General features: G+C 61.9%; 13 protein-coding genes. 5 read left to right on the top strand and 8 right to left on the bottom strand.

The window, feature by feature from the left end; all coding sequences use genetic code 11:
• Positions 1-183: 183 nt before the first annotated feature.
• From pdxJ to lptF, 8 genes are all read right to left on the bottom strand, one after another.
• Entirely contained in the window at positions 184-927 is a 744-nt protein-coding gene (gene pdxJ / locus BM300_RS28910) for a pyridoxine 5'-phosphate synthase (RefSeq protein WP_063324536.1), read from the bottom strand.
• Between the two features lie 49 nt (positions 928-976).
• Positions 977-1,666, bottom strand: a complete 690-nt coding sequence (recO, locus tag BM300_RS28905) for a DNA repair protein RecO (protein WP_063324535.1) — start codon at positions 1,664-1,666, stop codon at positions 977-979.
• Positions 1,667-1,858: 192 nt separating this feature from the next.
• The gene (gene era / locus BM300_RS28900) at positions 1,859-2,761 is read right to left on the bottom strand and encodes a GTPase Era (protein WP_063324534.1); all 903 of its coding nucleotides are present in this window, start codon (positions 2,759-2,761) and stop codon (positions 1,859-1,861) included.
• A complete protein-coding gene (gene rnc / locus BM300_RS28895; RefSeq protein WP_057448995.1) occupies positions 2,754-3,443 on the bottom strand; it encodes a ribonuclease III in 690 nt (229 codons plus the stop codon). Before rnc ends, era begins: the two co-directional genes overlap by 8 nt.
• A gap of 183 nt (positions 3,444-3,626) precedes the next feature.
• Positions 3,627-4,481: a signal peptidase I gene (gene lepB / locus BM300_RS28890; protein ID WP_063324533.1), complete on the bottom strand. Its 855-nt coding sequence runs from the start codon at positions 4,479-4,481 to the stop codon at positions 3,627-3,629.
• Between the two features lie 5 nt (positions 4,482-4,486).
• Positions 4,487-6,286 (bottom strand): translation elongation factor 4, encoded by a 1,800-nt coding sequence (lepA, locus tag BM300_RS28885; protein ID WP_063324532.1) that lies wholly within the window; start codon positions 6,284-6,286, stop codon positions 4,487-4,489.
• Positions 6,287-6,532: 246 nt separating this feature from the next.
• Complete coding sequence (lptG, locus tag BM300_RS28880) at positions 6,533-7,594, bottom strand: LPS export ABC transporter permease LptG (protein ID WP_092146878.1); 1,062 nt, start codon at positions 7,592-7,594, stop codon at positions 6,533-6,535.
• Entirely contained in the window at positions 7,587-8,708 is a 1,122-nt protein-coding gene (lptF, locus tag BM300_RS28875; RefSeq protein ID WP_063324530.1) for an LPS export ABC transporter permease LptF, read from the bottom strand. Before lptF ends, lptG begins: the two co-directional genes overlap by 8 nt.
• Positions 8,709-9,238: 530 nt before the next feature.
• Here lptF and BM300_RS28870 point away from each other — a divergent pair.
• From BM300_RS28870 to rlmF, 5 genes are all read left to right on the top strand, one after another.
• A complete protein-coding gene (locus BM300_RS28870; protein ID WP_092146875.1) occupies positions 9,239-10,729 on the top strand; it encodes a leucyl aminopeptidase in 1,491 nt (496 codons plus the stop codon).
• Between the two features lie 60 nt (positions 10,730-10,789).
• Positions 10,790-11,218 carry a DNA polymerase III subunit chi gene (locus BM300_RS28865; RefSeq protein ID WP_092345959.1) on the top strand — a complete coding sequence of 143 codons (429 nt, stop codon included), beginning with the start codon at positions 10,790-10,792 and terminating at the stop codon, positions 11,216-11,218.
• 8 nt (positions 11,219-11,226) lie between these two features.
• The gene (locus BM300_RS28860; RefSeq protein ID WP_092345961.1) at positions 11,227-11,592 is read left to right on the top strand and encodes a DNA polymerase III subunit chi; all 366 of its coding nucleotides are present in this window, start codon (positions 11,227-11,229) and stop codon (positions 11,590-11,592) included.
• Between the two features lie 261 nt (positions 11,593-11,853).
• Complete coding sequence (locus BM300_RS28855; protein WP_092223654.1) at positions 11,854-14,700, top strand: valine--tRNA ligase; 2,847 nt, start codon at positions 11,854-11,856, stop codon at positions 14,698-14,700.
• A 252-nt stretch (positions 14,701-14,952) separates the two neighbouring features.
• Positions 14,953-15,978 carry a 23S rRNA (adenine(1618)-N(6))-methyltransferase RlmF gene (gene rlmF / locus BM300_RS28850; protein ID WP_063324526.1) on the top strand — a complete coding sequence of 342 codons (1,026 nt, stop codon included), beginning with the start codon at positions 14,953-14,955 and terminating at the stop codon, positions 15,976-15,978.
• Positions 15,979-16,334: the final 356 nt, after the last annotated feature.

Here is a 16,334-nt window from a genome sequence, read left to right as displayed (position 1 = left end):
GTGATGAACCATTGTGGCGAGGGAGCTTGCTCCCGCTGGGGCGCGAAGCGGCCCTAGTAACTCCCTGGCAACCCGGTGTGTCTGGCAGATCCAAGGGGCTGCTGCGCAGCCCAGCGGGAGCAAGCTCCCTCGCCACAATGAATCAGGCAAGCCCTAAGTGAGCAGCCAGTCTTATGGCCGCGGTCAGGACTTGGCGGCAGCCAGGATCAGCGCTTTCATTTCCGATACAGCCGACTTGAACCCGACGAACAACGCATGGGCCACCAACGCGTGGCCGATGTTCAGCTCGTTGATGCCCTTGATCGCCGCGACGGCTTCGACGTTGTGGTAGTGCAGGCCATGGCCGGCGTTGACGATCAGGCCCTTGGCCAGGCCGAAGGCGACACCGTCAGCGACTCGCTGCAGCTCATCGGCCACATCCGTGGGAGTCTCGGCATCAGCGTAACGGCCCGTGTGCAGCTCGATGGCCGGTGCGCCAACACGCTTGGAAGCCTCGATCTGCCGTTCGTCGGCATCAATGAACAGCGATACCTCGGCGCCGATCTTCGACAAGCGCTCCACTGCCAAGCTGATCCGCGCCTCCTGCCCCGCCACGTCGAGGCCGCCTTCGGTGGTCAGCTCCTGGCGAGTCTCCGGCACCAGGCAGATGTGCGCCGGGCGGATGAGCTCAGCGAACGCCATCATCTCTTCGGTCACGCCCATTTCGAAGTTCATGCGGGTTTGCAGCACGTCCTTGAGCAGCAGCACATCTCGCTCCTGGATGTGACGACGGTCTTCACGCAAGTGTACGGTGATGCCGTCGGCGCCCGCCTCTTCCGCGTCCAATGCGGCCTTGACCGGATCCGGGTAACGCGTACCCCGGGCCTGGCGCAGGGTGGCGACATGGTCGATGTTCACGCCGAGAAGAATGCGATTGCTGGTGCTCACAAAAAGGCTCCTGAATGGACGAATAGTTGGCCCACAGCATACGGGTTGATCAGGGCTTGCGAAACAACTCGCGACTGACCAGCGGCCGCCCGCCCAGATGCACAGCCAGGGCCTGGCGCATCAGCCGCTTGGCTGCCGACAAGGCGCCTGGCGCACTCCAGTCGGCCTCGGCCATCGCCAGCAGCTCGGCCCCATTGAACAGCCCCGGTTGCAGCAGGTAGACCTGCTCCAGGCCAGCATCCACCTGTAAGCGGTAAAGACCGTCCGCCGCGACGGGTTCGCCGTGCAGATCAGTGTTCAGAGCGAAGCCGTAGCCCAGGTCATCCAGTAGCCGCCACTCAAAGGAGCGCAGCAGCGGCTCCAGCGGCCGCCCTTCAGCCAGGGCCAGCAGCGTGGCGGCGTAGTGGTCGAAGACGGCCGGGTGGGGATCTTCGGCCGGCAGCAGGCGGATCAACAGTTCATTGAGGTACAAGCCGCTGAACAGCGCCTCACCGTTGAGCCACGCCGCGACGCCATTGCTTTCCATGCGCCCGACATTTTTCAACTCGCCTCGACCACGGAACTCGACTTCCAGCGGCACGAACGGCCGCGCCAGTGTCCCGGCCTTGCCCCGCGCTCCACGCAACACCGCCCGCAGCCGCCCTTGCGGCGTGAGGAAGTCCACCAGGGCGCTGCTTTCGCGGTAGGCGCGGCTGTGGAGGACGTAGGCGGGTTGGGCGATGGGTTGGCTTGGGGACATCAGGGGCCTGAATATCAGAAGATATCGACTATGAAAGAGAGCCTTGTGGCGAGGGAGCTTGCTCCCGCTGGGCTGCGAAGCAGCCCCCTTGGATCTACCAGACACACCGCATTGCCTGATTTTACGACTGCTTCGCAGCCGAGCGGGAGCAAGCTCCCTCGCCACAAGAGCCCGCCCACCATGATCCGGGGATTACAGGTCGCCGTAACCCAACGACCGCAGCGCCCGCTCGTCGTCGGACCAGCCACCCTTCACCTTGACCCACAGGTTGAGCATGATCTTGGAGTCGAACAGCAGTTCCATGTCCTTGCGCGCCTCGGTGCCGATGCGCTTGATGCGCTCGCCCTTGTCGCCAATGATGATTTTCTTCTGGCCGTCACGTTCGACGAGGATCAAGGCATGAATGTGCAGGGTCTTGCCCTGTTGCTTGAACTCTTCGATCTCGACCGTGATCTGGTAGGGCAACTCGGCCCCCATCTGACGCATGATTTTCTCGCGCACCAGCTCGGCGGCGAGGAAACGGCTGCTGCGGTCGGTGATCTGGTCTTCGGGGAAGAAATGATCGTTTTCCGGCAGATGTTCGGCAATGACCCGCTCCAACGCGTCGAGGTTATGGCCGTGCTGGGCAGAGATCGGGATGATCTGGGCGTTCGGCAACTGTTCCTGCAACCAGGACAGGTGCGGCATCAGTTCCGCCTTGTCTTCGATCCGATCGGTCTTGTTCAGCGCCACGATCAGCGGGCCGGTGACGTATTGGACGCGCTCGAGGACCATCTGGTCTTCGTCGGTCCACTTGGTGCGGTCGACCACGAAGATCACCACGTCGACGTCTTTCAACGCCGCCGAGGCAGTCTTGTTCATGTAGCGGTTCAGGGCCTTTTCGCCGCCCTTGTGCATGCCCGGGGTGTCGACGTAGATCGCCTGCACGGCGCCTTCGGTCTTGATGCCCAGCATGTTGTGGCGGGTCGTCTGGGGCTTGCGCGAGGTGATCGCCAGCTTCTGGCCCAGGATGTGGTTCAGCAGCGTGGATTTACCCACGTTCGGCCGACCGACAATGGCGACATAGCCGCAGCGGGTGACGGTTGTATCAGTCATTGCCATTCTCCACACCCAGGGCAATCAATGCTGCGGCGGCCGCTACCTGTTCGGCAATACGACGACTCACACCCTGACCCCGGCTTTTTTCATTCAATAGGACCACTTCGCATTCGACGAAGAAGGTACGGCAATGCGGCTCACCCTGGATATCCACGACTTCGTAGCGCGGCAGCTCGCAACTGCGCGATTGCAGGAATTCCTGCAAACGGGTCTTCGGATCCTTGTTGGTGTCCACCAGCGTCAGGCTGTCGATCTCGGACGTCAGCCAGGCCAGCACGCGTTCACGCGCCATTTCCATGCCTGAGTCCAGATAGATCGCGCCGATCAAGGCTTCCAGGGCATCGGCCAGGATAGATTCGCGACGGAAACCGCCACTTTTCAGCTCGCCGGAGCCCAGGCGCAGGTAGTCGCCCAGGTCAAAACCACGGGCCAGTACGGCCAGGGTCTCACCTTTTACCAAGCGCGCGCGCAAACGCGACAATTGGCCTTCGCGGGCCAGCGGGAAACGCTCGAACAGCGCCTCACCGGCCACGAAGTTGAGGATGGCATCACCGAGGAATTCCAGGCGTTCGTTGTTGCGCCCGGCAAAACTGCGGTGAGTGAGGGCCAGGAGCATCAGGTCCTGGTCCTTGAAGGTGTAGCCGAGCTGACGCTCGAGACGGCTTAGAGAAACGCTCACGGTTTACCCACGCTGAGTTCGTGGCTGGATTCCACCGCCACGGCGGCAAGGCGCCGTTGGCTTGGGACAATTAACGCTGTGTTCAAAAATACGTCCTGACTATCGTTGGCTTCATGCCTTCGGGCAACCTTGCGCAGGCTCCAGAAAAGCATTCGGCGCTGTGTTCAACAGCGCCGTGGGTGATTACTTGATCAGGCCAACCCGCGAGAAATTCGGCAGGTGACTGAGTTTGGGTTCCGGCCAGCTCATCCAGACCGCAAAGGCCTTGCCGACGATGTTCCGGTCCGGGACCATGCCCAGCAGGTCCTTGGGAATGTTCGGATCATCCCAGTACCGGCTGTCGTTGGAGTTGTCGCGGTTGTCTCCCATCATGAAGTAGTGCCCCGCCGGCACGGTCCACGAATGGTCCGGTGTCGCGCGGTAGCGGCTCATTTCCTTGCGGATCAGGTGCTCGGCCTCGCCGAGTTTTTCCCGGTAGAGCTCGGCACTGCCCAGCGTACCCGGCTCGGAGCCGAGCAACTGTTCGGCCACGGATTCGCCATTGACGAACAGGCGCTTGTCGGCGGTGTAGCGAACCGTGTCGCCCGGCAGGCCGACGACACGCTTGATGTAGTTGACGTTCGGGTCGCTCGGGAAGCGGAACACCATGACATCGCCGCGTTGCGGATCACCGACTTCGATGACTTTCTTGTCGATCACCGGCAGGCGGATCCCGTAGGAAAACTTGTTCACCAGGATGAAATCGCCCACGTCCAGGGTCGGCTTCATCGAGCCGGAGGGAATCTGGAAGGGTTCCACCAGGAACGAGCGCAGCACCAGCACGATGAACAACACCGGGAAGAACGACTTGCCGTATTCGACCAGCAGCGGTTCCTTGTTGAGCTTTTCGATCACCACACCATCAGGCTGGCTGACGCTGCCCTGATAAGAGGCGATGGCCGCCCGGCGCCGAGGCGCCAGGAACAACAGATCAAGCAACGCCAACAGGCCGCAGACAAACACGGCGATAACCAGCAACAGCGGGAAATTTAGCGACATAGGACCTAACTATCCAACCTGAGCACCGCAAGGAAGGCTTCCTGTGGAATTTCCACGTTACCGACCTGCTTCATGCGTTTTTTACCGGCCTTCTGCTTTTCCAACAGCTTGCGCTTACGGCTGACGTCGCCACCGTAGCATTTGGCCAATACGTTCTTTCTGAGCGCCTTGACGGTTGTACGCGCCACAATCTGCCCGCCAATGGCGGCCTGGATTGCCACGTCGAACATCTGCCGCGGAATCAGTTCCTTCATCTTCTCGGTCAATGCACGACCTTTGTAGTGCGCGTTGTCACGGTGCACGATCAATGCCAGGGCATCGACTTTCTCACCGTTGATCAGCACATCCAGCTTCACCAGATTAGCCGATTGGTAACGATCGAAATGATAGTCCAGCGAAGCATAGCCGCGACTGGTGGATTTGAGGCGGTCGAAGAAGTCCAGTACCACCTCGTTCATCGGCAGGTCGTAGGTCACCTGGACCTGCGTGCCGAGGAACAGCATGTCGTGTTGTACGCCACGCTTCTCGATGCACAACGTAATGACGTTGCCCAGGTGCTCCTGAGGCACAAGGATGTTGGCCCGCACGATCGGTTCGCGCATGTCTTCGATGGCCGACAGGTCCGGCAGCTTGGACGGGTTGTCGACGTAGAGGGTCTCGCCGTTCTTGAGCAACAGCTCGAAAATAACCGTCGGTGCCGTGGTGATCAGGTCCAGGTCGTATTCGCGCTCCAGGCGCTCCTGGATGATTTCCATGTGCAACATGCCCAGGAATCCGCACCGGAAACCGAAGCCCAGGGCATCGGAGCTTTCCGGGGTGTATTGCAGGGACGAGTCGTTCAGGGTCAGCTTCTGCAGGGCTTCGCGGAAATCCTCGAAGTCGTCGGAGCTGACCGGGAACAGGCCGGCATAGACCTGCGGCTGGATGCGTTTGAAACCTGGCAGCACATCGACGTCGGGGGTGGAACTCAAGGTCAGGGTATCGCCGACCGGCGCCCCGTGGATGTCCTTGATACCGGCGATGATGAAGCCCACTTCACCGGCCTTCAGGTCTACGGTAGCGGTGTGTTTCGGGTTGAATACACCGACGCTGTCCACCAGGTGGATCTTGCCGGTGGACTTGACCAGGATCTTGTCGCCCTTCTTCACGCGGCCATGGCGCACGCGAACCAGGGACACCACGCCCAGGTAGTTGTCGAACCAGGAGTCGATGATCAACGCTTGCAGCGGATCTTCGATGTTGCCGGTCGGCGCGGGAATGGTGTGCACCAGGCGCTCGAGCACTTCGTCCACGCCCAGGCCGGTCTTGGCGCTGCAGGTGACCGCGTCGGTGGCGTCGATGCCGATGATTTTCTCGATTTCTTCCTTCACGCGATCCGGATCGGCCTGGGGCAGGTCGATCTTGTTCAGCACCGGCATGACTTCCAGGCCCTGCTCGATGGCCGTGTAGCAGTTGGCAACCGACTGGGCTTCGACGCCCTGGCCGGCATCGACCACCAGCAGCGCACCTTCACAGGCCGCCAGCGACCGGCTGACTTCATAGGTGAAGTCGACGTGGCCCGGGGTATCGATGAAGTTCAGCTGATAGGTGATGCCGTCGCGGGCCTTGTAGTAGAGGGTAACGCTGTGGGCCTTGATGGTGATCCCGCGTTCACGTTCGAGGTCCATGGAGTCCAGGACCTGGGCTTCCATTTCACGCTCGGCCAGGCCGCCGCACATCTGGATGAAGCGATCGGCCAGCGTCGACTTGCCATGGTCAATGTGGGCGATGATGGAGAAATTGCGGATATGACTCAAATCACTCACGGATCAACACTCAAAAAGGCTGCAGGCATAGCCCGCCGAAAAATAGCCGGGAATTGTACCTGATACAGACGCCATTGTGGCGAGGGGATTTATCCCCGCTGGGTTGCGAAGCAGCCCCACGATCCATCAGCCATCGCGATGTGCCAGGCAGGGCGCAGGGGGCTGCTTCGCAGCCCAGCGGGGATAAATCCCCTCGCCACAGCAAGCTCCCTCGCCACAGAAGCCCGCTCGCCACAAGAATCGGGGTCAACCCGCCCGACGCAACAGCCAAAGCCCGGCCAACGCGCAGACACCGGCCGGCACCAGCACCGCAAACAGCGGTGAGAAGCCGAACACCAGGCTCGACGGCCCCAGCAGATCCTGGGCAATGCGGAAAGTGAAGCCCACCAGTACACCGGTAAACACCCGCTGGCCAAGGGTCACCGAACGCAGCGGACCAAAAATGAAGGAAATCGCCATCAACACCAGGGCGGCGGTGACCAACGGCTGCAACACCTTGACCCAAAAAGCCAGCCAATAGCGGCCGTTATTCAAGCCCTGGTCCGCCAGATAGTGGATATACCCCCACAAGCCGGTAATCGACAGGGATTCGGGCGCCATCACCACGGTGCTGAGCAGTTGCGGGCTGATCGACACGTCCCAACGCTCCCGCGGGGCGGCGACCACCTCGGTGCGCTTGTCATGGAACAAGGTGGTAGTGACACCGATCAACTGCCAGTGGTCCTCGGCGAATTTGGCGCGCTTGGCGAAGCTCGACGACAGCATGTGCCGCTGGTCGTCGAAGCGATAACGGGTCACCCCGTACAGAATGCCGTTGGGCTGGACCGAGTTGATATGGATGAACTCGTCGCCCTGGCGGTGCCACAGGCCGTGCTTGGCGCTTTGCGCATCGCCGCCGCCCTGGGCCAGGGAACGGTTGGCCTGGGCAGTATTTTCGGTGGCTGGGGCGATGTATTCGCCGATCAGCACACCCACCAGCATCAACACCAGCATGGGCTTCATCACCGCCCAGACGATCCGACCAATGGACACGCCGGCGGCGCGCATGATGGTCAGCTCGCTGTTGCTGGCCAGGCTGCCCAGGCCGATCAGGCAACCGATCAGCGCGGCCATCGGCAGCATGTCGTACAAACGCCGTGGTGCCGTCAGCAGCACGTAGCTCGCCACGTCCGTCAGCGTATAGGTGTCGCTGACATCGCTCATTTCATCGATGAAGGCAAACAGGGTCGCCAGGCCGAGGATGATCCCCAGCACCGCAAGGATCGCCATGAACACGCTGCTGCCGATGTAGCGATCGAGTTTAACCACGGGCCACCTCCAGCGCGCTGCGACGACTGGCCAGCTTCAGGCGTAGCGGCTCCCAATAGAGCAGCCCCAGGCCGATGGCCAGGAAGATCGAGTGCACCCACCACAGGCCCAAGGCGGGCGGGATCTTGCCTTTCTCCAACGCACTGCGAGCGGAAATCAGGATGGTCAGGTAAGCCATATACAGAAGAATCGCCGGCAGCAGCTTGAGGAAACGCCCCTGGCGCGGGTTGACCCGCGACAGCGGGACCGCCATGAGGGTCACGATGAACACCAGCAGCGGCAAGGACAGGCGCCATTGCAGCTCGGTACGGGCACGAATGTCCTTGTTGCCCAGCAGGCTGGCGGTCGGCATCGCGTCGCGATCAGTGACTTCGTCGCTGACCTCGGGCTTGGGCAACAGCACGCCATAGGTGTCGTACTTGATGGCCCGGTAATCGGCCTGTCCCGGCTTGCCGTCATAGCGATAGCCGTTTTCCAGGATCAGGTAGCGGTTGCCGTCGGGGTTGATTTCCTGCCGGCCCTTCTCGGCCACCAGCACGGAAATGCCACGGTCCTTCTTGGTATCCGAAGACAGGTTCTTTTGGGTAATGAAGACGCCGGCCAGGTCGATCCGGTCGTCCGAGAGCTGTTCGGTGTAGGTCACGCGCGTACCGTCGCGCAGGGCCTGGAAACGCCCTGGCACCAGGGTGTCGAACTCGGTCATGGCGTCCTGCTGGTTGATCAGCAACTGGAACTGGTTGGCGCCTTGGGGGGCCAGGCTCAGGCTCAGCCAGGCCACCACCAACGCCACCAACGTGGCCGGGAACAGCGTCATGCGAAACAGGCGCTGTTGGCTCATACCGGTGGCCGACAGCACGGTCATTTCGCTGTCCAGGTACAAGCGCCCGTAGGCCAGCAGGATGCCGAGGAACAACCCCAGCGGCAGGATCAATTGCAAGAAGCCCGGCAGGCGGAACCCCATGATCAGGAACAGCGAGCCCGGGTCCAGGGCGCCGGAAGCCGCCTGGGCGAGGTATTTGATGAAGCGCCCGCTCATGATGATGACCAGCAGCACGGCGCTGACGGCGCTCAGGGTCAGCAGGACTTCACGGGATAAATAACGAAAGACGATCACACCAGACACTCCAGGGCTGTCAGGCTGGGTTTTGTATGAAAAGTGCCTGCGCGACGATCATGCTGCGTTGAAAACAGGCTCGGAATGCTCATTGACAGCCAGTCAACTCCGCTTCCTCGCCTGTTTTCGCCTTGCCTGATCGCCGTTCGGCGACTTTGCATAAAAACCCTTAAGGCGGCCAAACAAGCAAACGTATCGAGTCGGCCCGCCAACGCGAGCCGCCGAAAAAAGAGCCGCATTATCCTGTGATTGGAGGCGCCTGTCACTTCGCACGCTTTAAGCCGGTGCTTAAAGCCAAAAGTTAGCGCCGTCGAGGGTTGTCAGGCTCGGGCGCCGAGGTTCAAACTGCGGCCTTTGTCGCCGGCGCGACCGTGACCGTTTCACTCAGGACTTGTGGCGAGGGAGCTTGCTCCCGCTGGGCTGCGTAGCAGACCCCGCTTCTTTGCGGTTGCTGCGCAACCGAGCGGGAGCAAGCTCCCTCACCACAAGTCAGCGCCTGGCATCTTGACCATTGACTCAGGGATCCGGACATGGAACTGGTTGTAAAAAGCGTCAGCCCAGAAACGTTGAAAACCGCCACGCTGGTGGTTGCCGTCGGTGAAAACCGCAAGCTCGGCGTGGTCGCCACCCAGCTCGATACCCTGAGCGGCGGGGCCATCAGCGCCGTACTCAAGCGCGGCGACCTGGCCGGCAAGGTCGGCCAGAGCCTGTTACTGCACAACCTGCCCAACCTCAAGGCCGAGCGCGTGCTGCTGGTGGGCGTGGGCAAGGACGCTGAACTGGGCGATCGTCCGTTCCGTAAACTCATCGCCGGCGTGCTGGGCACCCTCAACGGCCTTGGCGGCGCTGATGCCGCCCTGGCGTTGGACGAGTTGGTGATCAAGGGCCGCGATAGCTACGGCAAGAACCGCTTGCTGGCCGAAACCCTGGTAGACGGCGAATACCGGTTCGACCAGTTCAAGAGCCAGAAAGCCGAACCCCGCACCCTGAAAAAAATCACCGTGCTGACCATCAAAGCCGCCCAGGCTGAAGTCCAGCGCGCCGTGACCCACGCCACCGCGATTGCCAACGGCATGGCGTTTACCCGCGACCTGGGCAACCTGCCACCGAATATCTGCCACCCGACGTTCCTCGGCGAACAGGCCAAGGCACTGGGCAAGGAATTCAAGGGCCTGAAGGTCGAAGTCTTCGACGAGAAGAAGATCAAGGACCTGGGCATGGGCTCGTTCTACGCCGTTGGCCAGGGCAGCGCCCAGCCACCGCGCCTGATCGTCATGCAATACAACGGCGGCAAGAAATCCGAGAAGCCGTACGCCCTGGTCGGCAAGGGCATCACCTTCGACACTGGCGGCATCAGCCTCAAGCCGGGCGCTGGCATGGATGAGATGAAGTACGACATGGGCGGCGCCGCGAGCGTGTTCGGCACCCTGCGCGCCGTGCTCGAACTGCAACTGCCGATCAACCTGGTGTGCATCCTGGCCTGCGCCGAGAACATGCCCAGCGGCACGGCCTCGCGTCCGGGCGACATCGTCACCACCATGAGCGGCCAGACCGTTGAAATCCTCAACACCGACGCCGAAGGCCGCCTGGTGTTGTGCGACGCCCTCACCTACTCCGAGCGCTTCAAGCCGCAAGCGGTGATCGACATCGCGACCCTGACCGGCGCCTGCATCGTCGCCCTGGGCTCCCACACCTCGGGCCTGCTGGGCAACAACGACGAGCTGATCGGCCAACTGCTCAGCGCCGGCCAACAAGCCGACGACCGCGCCTGGCAGCTGCCGCTGTTCGACGAATACCAGGAACAACTGGACAGCCCGTTCGCCGACATCGCCAACATCGGTGGCCCGAAAGCCGGGACCATCACCGCGGCGTGCTTCCTGTCGCGCTTTACCAAGAACCTGAACTGGGCGCACCTGGACATCGCCGGCACGGCGTGGACCAGCGGCGGCAAGGACAAGGGCGCCACCGGTCGTCCGGTGCCCCTGCTGACCCAGTACCTGCTGGACCGCGCCAAGGCCTGACACCAATGACCGTCGTTGGCCTCACCCTCGGGTGGGGTCATCGGCGGCTCAGGAACCGCAATGACCAAAGTCGATTTCTATATCCTGCCCAGCGCCGACCCGTCGGCGCGGCTGGATTTCGCCTGCAAGCTCACCGAAAAGGCCTGGCGCATGGGCCACCGCATCTACCTGCATTGCAGCGATGCCGCCCAGCGCGAGGACCTGGACGCACGCCTGTGGGCTTTCAAGGGCGAGAGCTTCGTGCCCCACGGCCCGGCCGAAAGCGAACCCGAGGGGGTGATCGTGCTGGGACTGGGGAACGACTGCGGCCAGCACCAGGACCTGCTGGTCAATCTCGACCTGAAAGTACCGGCCTTTGCCCAGCGCTTCGCCCGTGTGGCGGAAGTGGTGGTCGAAGACCCGGCCATCCGACAAGCCGCGCGGGAGAGTTTCCGTTTCTACCGCGAACAGGGCTATCCTCTGCAAGACCACCGTTTACAGCGACTCTGAGCCCTACGATGGACACTCCAAAACCGCCACAAAAACCCGCGCACCTGCTGGATGACCTCGAGTCGATCCGCCAACTGCTCGGCGACGACAATCTGCAACCGCCACTGCTGACCGACACGGTCGTGCACGAGCCAGTGCATGACGAACAGATCCCCCTGCTGTTCGACCCGATCAACGGCCAGCCGGAACCCAAGCCTGCTGCCAAGATCGAAGCCAAAGGGCCCGACGCCCTGTTGCACCTGGACCGCGAACTGCGTGCTGCTGCGCAGTTGATCATGCAAGACGTCATCGACGACTTCGCCCCGCACATCGAGACCGAGATCAAGCGTCGGCTGGATGCACGGATGGAGCGCTTGCTCAGTCAGTACGAATAAAAGCACTCCCCCGCTTTTTGTGGCGAGGGAGCTTGCTCCCGCTCGGCTGCAAAGCAGCCGTAACACTGGCGAGCAGCCCCCTCTCACTCACCTTGACACTTTTGGGGGCCGCTTCGCGCCCCAGCGGGAGCAAGCTCCCTCGCCACAGGATTTGTTGCGCCTGTTAATACGCGCTCACTGCGTACTGGCTCGCCCTGCGTCCTTCGCCCCGCTATACTTCCCGGCTTTTCCTGAATAAATGCCAATAGGGTCCCGCCGCGCATGGATAAGACCTACCAGCCGCACGCCATTGAAACTTCCTGGTACAACACCTGGGAGTCCGAGAATTATTTCGCTCCGCAAGGCGCGGGCGATTCCTACACCATCATGATCCCGCCGCCGAACGTCACCGGCAGCCTGCACATGGGCCACGGTTTCAACAACGCGATCATGGACGCCCTGATCCGTTTCCGCCGCATGCAAGGCCGCAACACCCTGTGGCAACCGGGTACCGACCACGCCGGTATCGCCACGCAGATGCTGGTGGAGCGTCGCCTCGAAGCCCAGGGCCAGAATCGCCATGACCTGGGTCGCGAAAAATTCCTGGAGAAAGTCTGGGAATGGAAAGACGAGTCCGGTGGCAACATCAGCCGCCAGATCCGTCGCCTCGGCTCGTCGGTAGACTGGAGCCGCGAGCGCTTCACCATGGACGATGGCCTCTCCGAAGCGGTGAAAGAAGCCTTTGTACGCCTGCACGAAGACGGGCTGATCTATCGCGGCAAGCGCCTGGTCAACTGGGACACCAAGTTGCACACGGCCATTTCCGACCTCGAAGTGGAGAACCATGACGAGAAAGGTTTCCTGTGGAACCTGAAGTACCCACTGGCCGACGGCGCCAAGACCGCCGAAGGCAAGGATTACCTGATCGTCGCCACCACGCGTCCGGAAACCATGTTGGGCGACTCGGCCGTGGCGGTGAACCCGAACGATGAACGCTACCAGGCGCTGATCGGCAAGTTCGTCGAGCTGCCCCTGGTTGGCCGTCGTATCCCGATCATCGGCGACGACTACTGCGACCCGGAATTCGGCACCGGCTGTGTGAAAATCACCCCGGCCCACGACTTCAACGACTACGAAGTCGGCAAGCGCCACAACCTGCCGCTGCTGAACATCTTCGACAAGAACGCCAACGTCCTACCGGCAGCCCAGGTGTTCAACCTGGACGGCACGCTGAACGAGAGCATCGACGGCCAGATCCCGGCTGAATACGCCGGCCTGGACCGTTTCGAGGCGCGCAAGCAGATCGTCGCGGCGTTCGACGCCGCCGGCCTGCTGGTCAGCGTCGACGATCATGCCCTGAAAGTTCCGAAAGGCGACCGCTCCGGCACCATCATCGAGCCGTGGTTGACCGACCAGTGGTACGTGTCCACCAAGCCGCTGGCTGAACCTGCGATTGCCGCCGTGGAAGATGGCCGCATCCAGTTCGTGCCCAAGCAATACGAAAACATGTACTTCTCGTGGATGCGTGACATCCAGGATTGGTGCATCAGCCGCCAGCTGTGGTGGGGCCATCGCATCCCGGCCTGGTACGACGAGTCGGGCAAGGTCTACGTCGGCCGCGATGAAGCCGAAGTCCGCGCCAAGCACAACCTCGGTCCGGACGTCACGTTGCAGCAGGACAACGACGTCCTCGACACCTGGTTCAGTTCGGGCCTGTGGACCTTCTCGACCCTGGGCTGGCCGCAACAGACCGAGTTCCTGAAGAAATTCCACTCCACCGACGTGCTGGTCACCGGTTTCGACATCATTTTCTTCTGGGTCGCCCGGATGATCATGCTGACCATGCACCTGGTGAAGAACGAAGACGGCACACCGCAAGTGCCGTTCAAGACGGTCTATGTCCACGGCCTGGTGCGCGATGGCCAGGGCCAGAAGATGTCCAAGTCCAAGGGCAACGTCCTCGACCCGTTGGACATCATCGACGGCATCGACCTGGAAACCCTGGTGCAGAAACGCACCTCCGGCCTGATGCAGCCAAAACTGGCGAAGAAGATCGAGAAGGCCACCCGCGAAGAGTTCGCCGAGGGCATCGCCAGCTACGGCACCGACGCCCTGCGCTTCACCTTCTGCTCGCTGGCGTCCACCGGTCGCGACATCAAGTTCGACATGGGTCGCGTCGAAGGCTACCGCAACTTCTGCAACAAGATCTGGAACGCCGCGCGCTACGTGCTGGATAAAGGTGAAGACTGCGGCCAGAACGGCGAAGCCTTCGAGCTGACCCTGGCTGATCGCTGGATCATCTCCCAGCTGCAACGCACCGAGGCCGAAGTGACCCGCCAGTTGGATCAGTTCCGTTTCGACCTGGCCGCACAAGCCTTGTACGAGTTCATCTGGAACCAGTACTGCGACTGGTACCTGGAGCTGTCCAAGCCAGTGCTGTGGGACGAAAACGCCCCGGTCGAGCGCCAGCGCGGCACCCGTCGCACCCTGGTGCGCGTATTGGAAGTGGCCCTGCGCCTGGCGCATCCGTTCATGCCGTTCATCACCGAGGAAATCTGGCAGCGCATCGCACCGCTGGCCGGCGCCCAAGGCAAGACGATCATGCTGCAACCTTGGCCTGTGGCCAACGAAAGCCGCATCGATCCGGCGGCCGAAGACGACATCGAATGGCTCAAGACCTTCATGCTCGGCCTGCGTAACATCCGCGCCGAAATGAACATCGGCCCGGGCAAGCCGCTAACCCTGTTCCTGAAGAATGCCAGCGCCGAAGACCTGCGCCGCCTCAACGAGAACGAGGCGCTGCTCAAGAAACTGGCGAAGCTGGAATCGGTGACCGTCCTGGCTGCCGGCGAAGAAGCACCATTGTCGGCCACCGCCCTGGTCGGCGAGATGGAAGTGCTGGTGCCAATGGCGGGCCTGATCGACAAGGCCGCGGAACTGGCGCGCCTGGACAAGGAAATCCTGCGCCTCAAAGGCGAAGTGCAGCGGGTCGGCGGCAAGCTGTCCAACGCCGGCTTCGTCGACAAGGCGCCGGCCGAAGTCATCGAGAAAGAACGGGCCAAACTGGCCGAGGCGGAACAGGCCTTGGGCAAACTGGCCGAGCAGCACGCGCGGATCTCCAGTCTGTAACGAGGGTTCGTCGCTGAAGGAGGAGGCCCTGGTGGCCTCCTTCTTTTTGCCTGGCACTTTCTCACTCATGCTGAGCCCCTGTGGGAGCGAGCTTGCTCGCGATAGCGGTGGGTCAGCTTGCATCAATGCTGGATGTGTCGCCGCCATCGCGAGCAAGCCCGCCCCCACATTTAATCGGCACAAGCCTCAAGACCAGGCCGGATGTGGGACAATGCCCGCCACTTTTTGAGCCATCCCCGAATCGACCCGCCCATGACCGCCCCCCGCACACCCAAACCAGCCCGCCAGAAGCCCAAGTCCACCCCAGAGGCTAAAACCGTGGCGCCGCGTGAGAAGGCCAGCCTGCATCCGCGCAACCGCCACCAGGGCCGCTATGACTTCCCAGCGTTGATCAAGAGCACGCCGGAACTGGCGAAGTTCGTGATCATCAACCCCTACGGTAAAGAAAGCATCGACTTTGCCAGCCCCGAAGCCGTACGGGTGTTCAACCGGGCGCTGCTCAAAGCTTTCTATGGCATCGCCCACTGGGATATCCCGGCCGATTACCTGTGCCCGCCGGTGCCAGGTCGGGCGGACTATGTGCACTTCCTCGCCGATTTGCTCGCCAGCCACAACGCCGGTGAAATCCCCCGCGGGGCAGCAGTCAAGGTGCTGGACATTGGCACCGGCGCCAACTGCGTCTATCCGTTGATCGGCTACAGCGACTACCGCTGGCACTTCCTCGGTTCGGAGATCGACCCGACGGCCATCGCCTCGGCCAAGGCCATCGTCCAGTCCAATGGCTTGAACAAAGCCATCCAGTTGCGCCAGCAAGCCAACCGCAAGCAGATTCTCCTGGGCCTGCTGGAAGACACCGAACGGTTCGACCTGACGATGTGCAACCCGCCGTTCCATGCGTCCCTGGAGGAAGCCACCAAGGGCAGCCAGCGCAAGTGGCGGGCACTGGGCAAGGCCGATCCGAAGCGCAAGCTGCCGGTGCTGAATTTCGGCGGGCAGGCTGCGGAGCTGTGGTGCGAAGGTGGGGAAGCCCGGTTCGTGACGCAACTGATCGGCGAAAGCGCGCAGTTGGCCGGGCAAGTGCTGTGGTTCAGCACCCTGGTCTCAAAAGCATCGAACCTGCCGGCGATTCAAACCGCTCTGAAAAAGGCCGGGGCGCTGCACAGCCAGGTGGTGGAGATGTCCCAGGGCCAGAAGCAGAGTCGCTTCGTGGCCTGGACCTTCCAGACCGAGGCCCAGCAACAGGCCTGGCGCCAGGCGCGCTGGGTCCGTAAGGACTGAATCGAGGTCGCCACGCCTGTGGCGAGGGAGCTTGCTCCCGCTGGGGCGCGCAGCGGCCCTGGAGCCCGGCGACGCGGTGGTTCAGGTCGATTGAGTGAGCTTGAGAGGGGGCTGCTGCGCAGCCCAGCGGGAGCAAGCTCCCTCGCCACAAAAGCTCAAAAGCTCAAAAGCTCAAAAGCTCAAAAGCTCAAAAGCTCAAAAGCTCAAAAGCTCAAAAGCTCAAAAGCTCAAAAGCTCAAAAGCATCCCGGTCGACCAACCGATTTGCTCGTGAAACTGACACTGATTCGAGGCATTCCCCTAACCCGCGCCATGCCCAATTCCCGTGGCGAGGGAGCTTGCTCCCGCTGGGGCGCG

Origin of the sequence: Pseudomonas sp. NFACC46-3 (genome assembly GCF_900114515.1) — a bacterium.
Classification (GTDB): domain Bacteria; phylum Pseudomonadota; class Gammaproteobacteria; order Pseudomonadales; family Pseudomonadaceae; genus Aquipseudomonas; species Aquipseudomonas fluorescens_Q.
This window is presented reverse-complemented; position numbering and strand designations above follow the sequence as displayed.

Coding starts and splice junctions, on each gene's coding strand:
- lepB (WP_063324533.1), bottom strand. CDS start 4,481: ATGTCGCTAAATTTCCCGCTGTTGCTGGTTATCGCCGTGTTTGTCTGC.
- BM300_RS28870 (WP_092146875.1), top strand. CDS start 9,239: ATGGAACTGGTTGTAAAAAGCGTCAGCCCAGAAACGTTGAAAACCGCC.
- recO (WP_063324535.1), bottom strand. CDS start 1,666: ATGTCCCCAAGCCAACCCATCGCCCAACCCGCCTACGTCCTCCACAGC.
- BM300_RS28860 (WP_092345961.1), top strand. CDS start 11,227: ATGGACACTCCAAAACCGCCACAAAAACCCGCGCACCTGCTGGATGAC.
- BM300_RS28855 (WP_092223654.1), top strand. CDS start 11,854: ATGGATAAGACCTACCAGCCGCACGCCATTGAAACTTCCTGGTACAAC.
- era (WP_063324534.1), bottom strand. CDS start 2,761: ATGACTGATACAACCGTCACCCGCTGCGGCTATGTCGCCATTGTCGGT.
- rlmF (WP_063324526.1), top strand. CDS start 14,953: ATGACCGCCCCCCGCACACCCAAACCAGCCCGCCAGAAGCCCAAGTCC.
- BM300_RS28865 (WP_092345959.1), top strand. CDS start 10,790: ATGACCAAAGTCGATTTCTATATCCTGCCCAGCGCCGACCCGTCGGCG.